Source organism: Cupriavidus sp. WS, from assembly GCF_000395345.1.
In the GTDB taxonomy this organism is placed as follows: Bacteria; Pseudomonadota; Gammaproteobacteria; order Burkholderiales; family Burkholderiaceae; genus Cupriavidus; species Cupriavidus basilensis_B.
Map to the genome: position 1 here is coordinate 1 of NZ_AQPL01000048.1, position 11,731 is coordinate 11,731.

Sequence of the window (11,731 nt, forward strand, 5' to 3'; positions counted from 1 at the left end):
CTTGCCTCATGGTAACGATCAACCTAGACCAATTCGGCCGGAAATCAAGGCCTTGACTGGGCCGTCACACAAAGTGCGGGAGACCCACTCTTCCTTTGTTCTACGACCACCATCCGAAATTACCCTGTTCTCATACTTGTCCGGCGCCATCTCCCGGCCACTGGCCCCATTTCCGCCCTGCGCCCCTCCGTAAGGCCGCCCAATACATGACCCGAAGTTCCGAAGACAACTCTGCCTCTTCGATCCTGCATCCAGGTGGGAAGCCGCTCAAGTCAATGCCAATTTCCACCGCCGCAGCTAGACAGATCACCATGCGCCTCGGGCACGCTGAACGCATCTCCGCGCGATAGAGGAAGAGCAGGGCGGCCTGGTAGCCGATACCGTGACGCCTGGACAGATGCCGTGCCTGCCGTGCGGTAGCACCGCGCCAGTCACGCATCTCGCGCAAGATGTCGCCAAGGCGGTCGATCAACCGGTCTTCGCTGCCGATGCGATACCGGACACGAGTCTTCTGCTCCGCCACGAACGGGCGCTCACGGATATCCCGAATGTGGAGAGCAGGCTCGGCGGGCCACCGAAAGACATTCACGGGGGAACTCACGCCGGTACGTGGCCGGGCCAGGGAGCGCCGGAGCTTGCTCGTTGCCTGAGGAGGAACTTCTGGATCTTGCCGGTCGACGTCCTGGGAAGGTGGCCGATGACCACCTTCTTCGGCGCCTTGAAGTGCGCCAAGTGGGCGCGGCAATGTTCGATCAGTTCGCGCTCGCCGACCCTGGCGCCATCGACGACTTCGACAAAGGCGCATGGCGTCTCCCCCCAACGCTCGTCCGGCTGGGCGACGACGGCTGCCACGCGCACCGCGGGGTGCCGGTAGAGCACCTCCTCCACCTCCAGCGAGTTGATATTCTCTCCGCCGGAAATGATGACGTCCTTGGAACGGTCCCGGATCTGTACATAGCCATCCGGGCAGACGACTGCGAGGTCACCCGAGTGGAACCAGCCGCCGGCAAAAGCTTCCGCCGTGGCCTCGGGGTTCTTCAGGTAGCCCTTCATCGTCATGTTGCCGCGGAACATGACTTCGCCGATGGTCTTCCCGTCCCACGGCACCGGCACAAGGGTTTCGGGATGCAGCACGGCCATGCCTTCCTGCGCAGTGTAGCGGACGCCCTGCCGTCCTTTCCGTTCCGCCAGCGCATCGATGCCGAGGTCGTTCCATTCGGGCTGCTCCACGCAAACCGCCGCGGGGCCGTAGACCTCGGTCAGCCCGTAGATCTGGGTGATCCTGATCCCCATGCGCAACAGGCCCTCGATCACCGGCATCGGCGGAGGCGCGCCGCCGATGAGTCCGTGGACCGGATGGTCGATGCCCGCCTTCCACGCTTCAGGTGCGTGGGCAAGCATCGCATGCACGATCGGCGCTCCGCAGTAATGCGTGACCTGGTGCTCGCGAATCGCATCGAGCACGGCGGCAGCATCCACCCGCCGCAGGCAGACGCTGGTACCGGCGTTGGCCGCCAGCGTCCAGGCGAAGCACCAGCCATTGCAGTGGAACAGCGGCAGCGTCCACAGGAAGACGGCGTGCCGGGGCATGCCCCAGTCGAGCATGTTCGACAGCGCAGCCAGATAGGCGCCGCGATGGTGGTAGACCACGCCCTTTGGGTTGCCCGTGGTGCCGGACGTATAGTTGAGGGCGATGGCCTGCCATTCGTCGACGGGCTCGCCGCCCTCCCAGTACGGATCGCCCCCGGCCAGGAAGCCCTCGTATTCGATCTCCGCCAGCCTGCGGCCTCCTTCGACGGCGGGATCGATGATGTCAATCACCAGCGGCTTGTCGTCGAGGAGTGCCAGTGCGGCTTCGACTACGTCAGCGTACTCCGTGTCGGTGACCAGCACCTTCGCATCCGCGTGCCTGAGCATGAAGGCAATGGCGGCCGCGTCCAGACGCACGTTCAGCGTGTTCAGCATAGCGCCGCTCATGGGCACGCCGAAATGCATCTCCAGCATCTCCGGCGTGTTGGCGGCCATCACGGCCACCGTATCGCCAGTCCTGACGCCGGTGGCCACCAGCGCCGACGCGAGGCGGCGGCTGCGGTCCAGCATTGCCCGCCAGCTCGTGCGGCGCTCGCCGTAGACGATGGCTGTACGCTCAGGGTAGACCTCGGCCGTCCTGCGCAGGAAGGAGATCGGCGTCAGGGGCACGAAGTTGACCGGGCTGCGCTCCAGCCCATCCGCGCTGTGTTCGACGTATTCCATGGATTGCCTCACTGGCTGCAGCCGTGCGTCAGCGCATTACGTCGCGGGAGATGATCATCCGCTGGATCTCGGAGGTCCCCTCAACGATCTCGAGCACCTTGGCATCCCCGAACGCGCGCGATACCGCGTATTCCGTCATGATCCCGTTGCCGCCGTGGATCTGCACGGCTTGGTGGGCCGCCTCCATGGCCTTCTCGGTTGCGAAGAGCTTTGCCATCGAGGCCTGCCGATCGTAGGGCCGGCCCTCGTCCTTGGCCACCGCGGCGTCGTAGAGCATCAGACGGGCAGCGTGTGCGTGGGTCGCCATGTCGGCCAGCTTGAACTGCAGCGACTGGAACTGGTTGAGCGTCTTGCCAAACGCTGTGCGCTCGCTCATGTAGCGGACGGAGCGTTCCAGCGAGCCCTGCAGGATGCCCAGGCCCAGCGTTCCGATCAGGATGCGGCCGGTGCTCACCTGTGACAGGGTCTGTCTGAGGCCGGCCCCGAGCTCGCCGAGCAGGTGCTCGGCAGGAATGGTGCAGTCCTCGAAGAACAGCTCGAATGTGGTCGATCCGCGCCAGCCGATCTTGTGAAGCTTCTTGCCATGGCTGAAGCCGGGCGTGCCGTTCGGCACGATGAAGTTCGAAATCTCCTTGCGGCCGTCGGGCCGGGTTCCCGTCACCGCCGCAATGACGATCGGGCCGGTGATCTCGGATCCCGAGTTGCTGATGAAGGTCTTGGCGCCATTGATGACCCAGCAGCCATCCTTCAGCACGGCGCGGGTCTGGATATTGGCGGCGTCGGAGCCGGCGTTCGGCTCTGTCAGGCCGATGCAGCCGACCTGCGTGCCCGTCAGGATCGGCCGCAGGAAGCGCGCCTTCTGGCCGTCGGTGCCGTAGTTGTTGAGCAGGCTGGCCGCCGTCGAGTTGGCCATGATGGCCACCGCCACGGCGCAATCGACGCGGGCGATCTCTTCCAGCGCAATGGCGAAGCCAAGCCAGTCGCCGCCGCTACCTCCCCAGGCTTCGGGGTACGGCAGCCCGATATAGCCCAGTTCGCCGGCCCGGCGCCAGATCTCGTAGGGAAAACTCTCCTCTTCCCACAACCGGTGGGCGACCGGTGCGATCTCTTCCTCGGCGAAGCGGCGCACCGCCTCGCGGATCATCTCGTGGTGTTCTGCGACGTATGACATCGTCTTCCTCCTCAATACGATTCCTGCAGCATCGCCAAGTAATCGTCGACCGTGGCAATGCGGGGATTGGTGGCGTGGCAGTGGTCCTTCGTGGCGGCGACCGCGATGTCTTCCAACACGTCACGCGGCACGCCCATGGCGCCGAGACCGGCCGGCAAGCCGAGACGGGCGTTGAGGTCGCTGATGGCCTGAACCGGGTCCCCGCCGGCGGGCAGGCCCATGGCCTGTACCAGTGCGGCCTGCTTGGCTTGGGTCGCCGGCTTGTTGAAGCGCAGCACGGCCGGCAGCAGCACGGCGTTCAGCGTGCCGTGGTGCAACGAGACGCCGGGCACCGCGCCCAGCGGGTGCGACAGGGCATGCACCGCGCCCAGCCCCTTCTGGAAGGCCAGCGCGCCTTCCATGGCGGCCATCATCATGTTCCAGCGCGCGTCGCGGTCGCAGCCGTCGACGGTGGCCTTGCCGATATTGGCCACGCCGCGGCGCAGGCCGTCCAAAGCGATCGCCTCGGCCGGCGGGTTGATCGCCGGCGCCAGGAAGGTCTCGATGCAGTGGGCGATGGCGTCCATGCCGGTCGCCGCGGTCAGGGCCGGAGGCAAGCCCAGCGTCAGTTCGGGGTCGCAGATAGCGAGCTTCGGCAGCAGGAACGGACTAAGCAGGCCGAGCTTGCGGCCGGACTCCATGACGATGACAGCGCCCCGGCCCACTTCGCTGCCGGTACCCGCAGTCGTCGGGATGGCCACCAGCGGGGCGACCCGGCTGGTGATCCGGCTCGCGCCGCCCTCTACCGCCGCGTAGGTCTGCAGCGGTGCCGGGTGGGTCGCCAGCAGCGCGGTGGCCTTGCCCAGGTCGATGGGCGACCCGCCGCCCACGGCCACGATGCCGTCGCAGCCATTGCCGAGGTAAAGGCCGGTCGCGGCGGACACGGCGGCTTCCGTCGGGTTGGATGGGGTGTCCTCGAAGACGGTGGGCGTGCAATCCGGGCCCAGGGCGTCGAGCACCTTGTCGGCGATACCGGCGGCGCGGATGCCGCGGTCGGTGACGATCAGCGGTCGCTGGATGCCCAGGCGCTGCAGCTCGGCTCCCAGCATCCGGATGGCGCCGAAGTCGATGTGAACGGTAGTCAGGTAGTTGATGACAGCCATGTTTTCCTCGTAGATATGTCGATGCGTCAGGCGCGGAATAGCGTTGGGTCCATGCGCGCAAGCGGCTCCGCCACGCGCACCGGCTGGAAGGCCATCAGGTCTAGCACCTGCGACCTGATGTCAATACCGGGCGCAACCTCCTCCAGCACCAGTCCGTCTGGCGCCACCGAGAAGACTGCGCGCTCGGTGATGACCTTGGCCTCCTGGCCGCGCTCGGCCACGTTGCGCCCGAGCGGATAGGTGATTTCGTCCACGCGCTCGACGAACTTGCGCACGCTTCCCTCACGCCCGACCGACAGGAAACCGTCGGTGGTGTCGGCGGCGAGGCCGCCGGTGGTGAAGGTGCCGGTGAACAGCAGCTTGCGCGCGTTGTAGGCGATGTCGATGAAGCCGCCCGGCCCCGGATTGGCCGCGCCGAAGCGGCTGACGTTGATGTTCCCGGCCCGGTCGAACTGGGCAAAGGCCAGCGCCGCCATCGGGCAGTTGCCGCCGTCAATGAAGTCGAACTGCGAGGGGCCGTCGATCAAGGCCTCCGGATACTTGTTGGCGGAGAATTGCCAACCGCTCATCACGACGCCGCCGAAGGGGCCGTGCTCGGTGGTAAAGCTGTAGCGATGCAGGCCGCCGTCGGCGAACAGGCCGTCTTCCATCATCACCGTGGGCACGTCGGACGAAGCGCCGAAGCCGAAGATGCTGACCTCGCCGGGCCTGATTTCCCGGGCCGCCCGCCGAGCGATCACCTTGTCGGCGCCGGGCGTCAGGCGGTCCGAGGCGCGACCGTCGAAAAGCTGGCCGCCGAGATAGGCATCGTCGTACCGGATGTCGGTGGTCATCATGGCGTCGGGTTCCACCACGACGCGATCCACCAGCACGCCGGGAATCCGCACCGCATGCGCCGGCCGGGCGTGGCGCGGCACCAGCTTGCGCACCTGTGCGATCACGGTGCCGCCTGACGCCTTCACCGCCAGCGCCATGGCCAGCGCGCACGACGTGATCGGCTCGTTCTCGAAGCTCAGGTTGCCGTGCTCGTCGGCGCTGGTGGCACGCAGGAACGCCACGTCGAGCGGCCAGCTCGGATAGAAGAGGTATTCCTTGCCGTCCAGCTCCTGCATCCGCACCAGGTCGTCGGTGGCGCGCGCCGTGTACTTGCCACCCTGCTGGCGCGGATCGATGTAGGAGCCGAGGCCGATGCGGGTCAGGTAGCCTGGGCTGCGCCGGGCGACTTCGCGCAGCCAGTGCATGGTGGCGCCGATCGGCCAGCAGTAGGCTTCCACCCGATTCTCGCGGATCAGGCGCATGAACTCGGGGCGCTCGCCGGTGGCCGGATTCACCGCATTGGTAAAGTTGCCCGACACGATCCGCTTCATCAGCCCTTCGACTGCCACGTGATCCATGCCGCGGATGCCCATGCCGTCGCCGACACTGACCGGGAAGAAGAAGGTCAGGTCACGAGGCGACCCAGTCTCATGGAAGCGTTGCGCCAGCGCCTGGAACAACGCGTCCGGCGTCAGCCAGCCGATCACGCCGACGCTGCCCACGCTCTGGCCGGGCCGGATATCCGAAACGGCCTGCGCCGCAGTACAGATCTTGCTCATGCGTTCTCTCACCTTTCTCGCCGCTCGCCGCCCGGGCTCAGGCCTGGAAATGGATGATGTGGGTACCGACGCAGACCGTCTCGCCCCGCTGGTTGAGTAGCGTGGCCTCAGCCCACAGGCGCTTCTTCTCGTCGTCGGCGCGGGCAATGCGGTAGTTCACGGTGAGGGTGTCTCCGATGCGAACAGGCTTGGTGAAGCGCACGTTGTCGTAACCGTAGGAGACCGCCGGGCGCTTGATCATGTCGAGATACTTGGTCACGGCGCCGGCGATGAAACCGACCATCATGGCGCCCTGCGCGATGCGGCCGCCGAAGCCCATGCGCTTGCAGTATTCTTCGTCCATGTGATTGGGGTGGTTGTCACCGCTGATGCCGGCGAAGGCATAGATGTCGTACTCGCCGAGGGTGCGCGTGTAGCTGGTGTGCGTGCCAATAAGGGTGGATACGTTGCCTTCGTGCGGGATCTTGATGTCGGACACTTGGTTTCTCCGGGAGTGGGTTGGGTTCAGACCTGGGTGGCGTCAATGCTGCCCGCGAGGATGAGCAGGGATTCGAAGAGAAAGTAGTCGCCCCAGACCAGTTCGTTATCCATGGCGACGCCATTGCGCTTGTTGAAGCAGCCGCCGGTGAGGATGCCCGCCTGCCGTACATCGCCTGGGCTGACCGGGGTCAGGAAGCGGATCACGAGTTGCTCGATGCTCCCGACGGCGGCCTGGCGGTAGACTTCCGCCCGCTCCGGGATGAGCGCAGCCAGTTTGAACAGGCTGGCGGCGGCGATGGCAGTGGCCGAGGTGTCGCGGTTAGTGTGCGGGATGGCGGGATCGTCGAAATCCCAGAAGGCCACGCAGTCGGCGGGCAGGTGCGCGACCCACCAATCGGCCACGCGGATCGCGTCGGATTTGAACGCCTGCTCGCCGCACGACAGTGCCTGTGCGAGGCCGAGCATGCCCCACGCCTGGGCGCGGGCCCAGGTGCTGCTGTCATGAATGCCCTTGTGCGTGTAGCGCTTCACGAGCGAACCATCGGCAGCATTGAATGTGGCGGACTGGCAAACCGAGCCATCCTCCCGCACGCATAAGGCAATGTGCTGGCGCAGGTGCTGGCGGCCGATCTCGCCCGTGCCGAGCGCGGCGTCGTGCCGCAGCAGCAGCGCCACGGTGCCCGGAATCGCATCGATGTTGGCCTCGCACGCCCCCACGCTGGAAGCCTCCTCAGCCTCGGTGCCGAGCGGGATCAGGCGGGCCGCTTCGCTGTACATCTCCGCCAGGCCACGCGAGCCGTCGAGCGCGAGCCCCGCGGCCTGCGGATCGGCCAGCAGGGAGCCACCGAGTTGCGCGCCGTACCAGAAGAGGAACCCTTTGAACACCGACTTCGACACCACCCGCGGCGCCAGCCGTGCGGACCACATGCGAGCGCTGTCGCGGTACTTCTGCTCGCCAGTGCGCAAGGCAGCCAGCCACAGCATCCCGACCCAGAACCCGCCGGTCCAGTCGCCGGCCGGGGTGCGTGTCCAGGTGCCGTCGGCCGGATTGCCATAGTGCGGAAAACCCGCCTCGTCCTGCGCGATCGTCGCATCGATGCGTTGCAGGATGCGATCGAGCGCATCATCGATCAGTCTGGAATCCATCTGTTTGTCTCCATGCGTACATTGGCTTGTCCGGTCTCCGGTGCCGGCCTTGCGGACCGACTGGGGGGCGTGCGGAGCGGGGTATGCATGGAATCCTAGGGATTGCGCAAACTAGTGTCCAATATATAATTAATCGATCTTTTATACTCAATGGATATAGTGATGGACCTTCGCCACCTGCGGTACTTCATCGCCATCGCTGAGGAACTTAATTTCACGAGAGCGGCCGAACGACTGCACATCGCCCAGCCTCCGCTGAGCATGCAGATCCGCCAACTCGAGGAGGAGATGGATGTCACACTGCTGAATCGCTCGCGTCGGCACGTGGAGTTGACGGAAGCGGGTCGCATTTTCCTTGAGCAAGCGCGGCAGATCCTGCGAGCTACCGAGAGGGCAGTCGTGCAGGCGCAACGCGCGCATCGCGGCGAGACGGGCCGGCTGACGGTCGGCTTCTTCGAACACACGTCCTACACGCTGCTGCCGCCCATCCTGCGCGCCTACCGAGAACGTTTTCCTTCCGTCGAAGTCCTGCTGCGCTGGTTTCCGGTCGTCAAACAGGCGGAAGCTCTGCGCCGGGGTGACGCGGATATTTCCTTCATGCGGCCGGTGCCGGACCTTGAGGAAGTGACATGGGAGACCATCCTGGAAGAGCCGTTCGTGCTGGCCGTGCCGGCAAGACACCCGTTGGCGAACGCTGAGTCGATTTCTCTGAAGAAATGCGCGCAGGAGCCCTTCGTGATGTACATACCGGAGATGGCGCCGGACTTCCACGCCATGAACATGCGCATGTGCGCGTCGGCGGGATTTGTACCGAAGGTCATCTCGGAAGTGGGGCAGGTCTATACGCTGCTCGGCCTGGTCAGCTCCGGTGCGGGCATCGGCTTCGTGCCAGCGTCAGTCCGGAAGGTGAAGTTCGACCACGTGGTTTACAAGCCGATCGAAGGCCGGCAGCCGACCATCGAGATCATGCTCGGCTATAGCCAGCGCACCCCAACGCCGCTCATGACGGCGTTCATCGAGACGGCCAAAAGCATGCTGTGAGGGTTCCTCCGACCTCGCCCGGTGCAATATGGGCAAGGCGGAGGATGGCGCGGGTGTTCAGTCGCGCCGGGAGGTCGGCGACAGGCTACCGTCGACGTGGCGGTCGAGCGCCAGTGGGTTGAAGTCGGCCAGCGCGGCCGGCAACAGGCTGGATGGGAAGTTCTGATAGCACACGGGGCGCAGGAACCGCTCGATGGCGGCACTGCCGACCGACGTGCTGCGCCCATCGGACGTGGCCGGGAACGGTCCGCCGTGGACCATGGCGTGGCTCACTTCCACGCCGGTCGGGAAGCCGTTTACCAGGATTCGGCCCGCCCGGTCTTCCAGCCGCGGCAGCAGTTCGGCCGCGAGAGCTTCGTCCGCCGGCGCCATCTGCAGCGTGGCGGTCAGTTGCCCTTCCAGCCCATCGAGCACCGCCGCCACATCCGCCGCCGAGCGGCATCTGACGATGAGCGAGCAGGGACCGAATATCTCCTCACCCAGTTCGGGAAAAGCCAGAAAGCTGGCCGCGTCGGTGGCGAACAGATGGGCCGTCGCCGCGCAGGCGCCGCTGCTGCTCTCGCCGGTGGCCACGCTTCTGACTGCCTCATGCGCCCGCAGGCGCGCCACCCCGGCGGCGTAGGCGCGGCCGATGCCGGGCGTCAGCATCGTACCCGCCGGCTTACCTTGTACGACCCGCCCGGCTTCGGCCTCGAAGCGATCACAGTCGTCCCCTTCCAGCGCGATCACCAAACCGGGGTTGGTGCAAAACTGGCCGACGCCCATCACGAGCGAATCGACGAATTCCCGCGCGATGCCCTCGGCTCGATCTGCCAGCGCATGTGGCAGCAGAAGCACCGGGTTGACGCTGCTCATTTCGGCGTAGACCGGAATCGGCACCGGCCTGGCCATTGCCTGCCGCAAGAGCGCGAGGCCACCGGCCCGGGAGCCGGTGAAGCCGACCGCCCGGATGGCGGGATGCCCGACGAGCGCCTGTCCTACGTCATTGCCAACGCCAAAGAGCAGGGAGAACGTCCCCTCCGGCAGCCCGTATTCGGCCACCGCCGCCTGGATGACCCGGCCGACCAGTTCGGAAGTGCCGGGATGCGCTGGGTGGGCTTTGACGACCACCGGGCAGCCCGCCGCGAGGGCCGACGCCGTGTCGCCGCCGGCCACCGAGAACGCCAGTGGGAAGTTGCTGGCGCCGAAGACGGCCACCGGGCCCAGCGGGACGTTGCGTCGGCGCAGGTCCGGGCGCGGCAGCGGCGTGCGATGGGGCAAGGGCGTATCCAACGTCGCCCCATGCCAGTGCCCGGCCCGTACAACCCCTGCGAACAGCCGCAACTGGCCCGCCGTGCGCGCCTGCTCGCCCTGCAGACGCGCTCGCGGCAGAGCCGTCTCGGCCATGGCGCGCTCGATGAGGGCGTCGCCGAGGCCTTCGATGCCGGTGGCGATTGCTTCCAGGAAGCTGGCGCGGGTCTCGGGCGTCGTCTCGCGATACCTCGCAAAGCTGCTCGCAGCGAGGCGGCAGGCCTGGTCGACGTCGGCGGGGCCGGCGCCGACGAATGCGGGCTCGATGTCGGCGGCAAGCGCCGGAGAAAACGCCTTGAACGCGCCGGCGGTGCCGCTGACGCTGCTCTGCCCGATCAGCATATGTCCGGTGATCCTCATGACGCCTTCTTCCCAATGAGCGGGCAGCCACCTTCTTCCATCGGCCGGAACGCCTCGTTGGCGGGAATGGTGGCGATGAGCTTGTAGAAGTCGCCCGCGTACTTCGATTCCGACGGCTTCTTCACCTCGAAAAGATAGAGCGGGTGGATCTTCCGGCCGTCTTCGCGGATGCTGCCCTTGCCGAACAGCTTGTCGTCGGTGGGCATCGCCTTCATCTTCGCGACCACGGCAGCGCCGTCGCCGTCCGCCTTCATCGCCGCCACTGCCTTCAGGTAGTGGGTCACCGCCGAGTACGTGCCCGCCTGCGCCATGGTTGGAAACTTGCCGTTGTTGGCGGCGGCGAATTCCTTGCCGAACTTGCGGTTCTCGTCGGTCATGTCCCAGTACCAGGTCTCGCTCAGCAAAAGGCCTTGGGCGGCTTTGAGGCCGAGCGCCTGGACATCGCTGCTGAAGACGAGCAGGCCTGCCAGCTTCTGACCGCCGGCGGTCACGCCGAACTCGGCGGCCTGCTTGACCGCGCCGATGGTGTCCCCCCCGGCGTTGGCCAGGCCCACTACCTGCGCCTTGGAGGCCTGAGCCTGAAGCAGGTAGGAGGAGAAATCGTTGCCCGGGAAAGGATGCCGGACCTTGCCGAGGACCTTGCCACCGTTCTTGACGACAACGGCCTCGGTGTCGCGTTCGAGCGAGTGGCCGAAGGCGTAGTCAGCAGTCACGAAGAACCAACTCTTGCCACCCGACTTGACAACCGCCTTACCAGTCCCATTCGCCAGTGCCCACGTGTCGTAGGCCCAGTGGATCGCATTGGGCGTGCAGGCTTTGCCGGTGAGGTCGGAGGTGCCGCCGCCGGTGACAATCATCACCTTGTTCTTCTCCTTGGCCACCTGGTTGACCGCCAGGACGACCGACGAGGTCGGCACGTCGACGATAGCGTCCACCTTGTCCACGTCGAACCAGCGGCGGGCGATGCTCGCTCCGACGTCCGGCTTATTCTGGTGGTCGGCGGCCACGATCTCCACCTTCAGACCATGCTTCTCGGGCGCAAAGTCCTGGACTGCCTTCTTCGCGGCCCAGACCGAACCGGGACCAGCCAGCCCGGCATAAACGCCGGTCTGATCGTTGAGCACGCCGATCCGGACCACGCCGTCCGTGATCTCGGCCTGCGCCGTCGAGGCCGTCAGCAGCGCGGCGAGCGAAAGCAGCTTGATGCGATTGTTCATCATGTGTCTCCTCTTCTGTGGGGATAGATATGGGGT

At 66.0% G+C, this 11,731-nt stretch carries 9 protein-coding genes; 1 reads left to right on the forward strand and 8 read right to left on the reverse strand.

The annotated features are described in order from the left end of the window. Positions 1 to 597: 597 nt before the first annotated feature. Genes K206_RS0104775 through K206_RS0104800 form a run of 6 tightly spaced genes read right to left on the reverse strand, consistent with a single transcriptional unit; the run spans position 598 to position 7,787 of the window. Complete coding sequence (locus K206_RS0104775) at positions 598 to 2,253, reverse strand: acyl-CoA synthetase (RefSeq protein ID WP_020201269.1); 1,656 nt, start codon at positions 2,251 to 2,253, stop codon at positions 598 to 600. A 28-nt stretch (positions 2,254 to 2,281) separates the two neighbouring features. Further along, positions 2,282 to 3,424, reverse strand: a complete 1,143-nt coding sequence (locus K206_RS0104780; RefSeq protein WP_029043243.1) for an acyl-CoA dehydrogenase family protein — start codon at positions 3,422 to 3,424, stop codon at positions 2,282 to 2,284. An 11-nt stretch (positions 3,425 to 3,435) separates the two neighbouring features. Then, positions 3,436 to 4,566, reverse strand: coding sequence for an iron-containing alcohol dehydrogenase (locus tag K206_RS0104785; RefSeq protein ID WP_020201271.1), 1,131 nt, complete (start codon positions 4,564 to 4,566; stop codon positions 3,436 to 3,438). A 26-nt stretch (positions 4,567 to 4,592) separates the two neighbouring features. Next, complete coding sequence (locus K206_RS0104790) at positions 4,593 to 6,161, reverse strand: acyl CoA:acetate/3-ketoacid CoA transferase (RefSeq protein ID WP_020201272.1); 1,569 nt, start codon at positions 6,159 to 6,161, stop codon at positions 4,593 to 4,595. A gap of 37 nt (positions 6,162 to 6,198) precedes the next feature. Further along, complete coding sequence (locus K206_RS0104795; protein WP_011296169.1) at positions 6,199 to 6,639, reverse strand: MaoC/PaaZ C-terminal domain-containing protein; 441 nt, start codon at positions 6,637 to 6,639, stop codon at positions 6,199 to 6,201. Positions 6,640 to 6,665: 26 nt separating this feature from the next. Further along, the gene (locus tag K206_RS0104800) at positions 6,666 to 7,787 is read right to left on the reverse strand and encodes a glycoside hydrolase family 88 protein (RefSeq protein WP_020201273.1); all 1,122 of its coding nucleotides are present in this window, start codon (positions 7,785 to 7,787) and stop codon (positions 6,666 to 6,668) included. A gap of 162 nt (positions 7,788 to 7,949) precedes the next feature. Here K206_RS0104800 and K206_RS0104805 point away from each other — a divergent pair, with 162 nt between their 5' ends. Continuing rightward, positions 7,950 to 8,828, forward strand: coding sequence for a LysR substrate-binding domain-containing protein (locus K206_RS0104805; RefSeq protein ID WP_020201274.1), 879 nt, complete (start codon positions 7,950 to 7,952; stop codon positions 8,826 to 8,828). Positions 8,829 to 8,885: 57 nt separating this feature from the next. Here K206_RS0104805 and K206_RS0104810 read toward each other — a convergent pair whose 3' ends face one another. Together K206_RS0104810 and K206_RS0104815 are read right to left on the reverse strand one after the other, a co-directional pair. After that, positions 8,886 to 10,478 carry an aldehyde dehydrogenase (NADP(+)) gene (locus tag K206_RS0104810; protein ID WP_020201275.1) on the reverse strand — a complete coding sequence of 531 codons (1,593 nt, stop codon included), beginning with the start codon at positions 10,476 to 10,478 and terminating at the stop codon, positions 8,886 to 8,888. Continuing rightward, on the reverse strand, positions 10,475 to 11,695 hold the full coding sequence (locus K206_RS0104815; protein ID WP_020423669.1) for an ABC transporter substrate-binding protein: 1,221 nt from the start codon (positions 11,693 to 11,695) through the stop codon (positions 10,475 to 10,477). Before K206_RS0104815 ends, K206_RS0104810 begins: the two co-directional genes overlap by 4 nt. Between the last annotated feature and the right edge of the window lie 36 nt (positions 11,696 to 11,731).

What these genes read in the sequence shown, in the direction of transcription:
- K206_RS0104775 (WP_020201269.1), bottom strand. Translation starts at nt 2,253, where the DNA reads ATGGAATACGTCGAACACAGCGCGGATGGGCTGGAGCGCAGCCCGGTC.
- K206_RS0104780 (WP_029043243.1), bottom strand. Translation starts at nt 3,424, where the DNA reads ATGTCATACGTCGCAGAACACCACGAGATGATCCGCGAGGCGGTGCGC.
- K206_RS0104785 (WP_020201271.1), bottom strand. Translation starts at nt 4,566, where the DNA reads ATGGCTGTCATCAACTACCTGACTACCGTTCACATCGACTTCGGCGCC.
- K206_RS0104790 (WP_020201272.1), bottom strand. Translation starts at nt 6,161, where the DNA reads ATGAGCAAGATCTGTACTGCGGCGCAGGCCGTTTCGGATATCCGGCCC.
- K206_RS0104800 (WP_020201273.1), bottom strand. Translation starts at nt 7,787, where the DNA reads ATGGATTCCAGACTGATCGATGATGCGCTCGATCGCATCCTGCAACGC.
- K206_RS0104805 (WP_020201274.1), top strand. Translation starts at nt 7,950, where the DNA reads ATGGACCTTCGCCACCTGCGGTACTTCATCGCCATCGCTGAGGAACTT.
- K206_RS0104810 (WP_020201275.1), bottom strand. Translation starts at nt 10,478, where the DNA reads ATGAGGATCACCGGACATATGCTGATCGGGCAGAGCAGCGTCAGCGGC.
- K206_RS0104815 (WP_020423669.1), bottom strand. Translation starts at nt 11,695, where the DNA reads ATGAACAATCGCATCAAGCTGCTTTCGCTCGCCGCGCTGCTGACGGCC.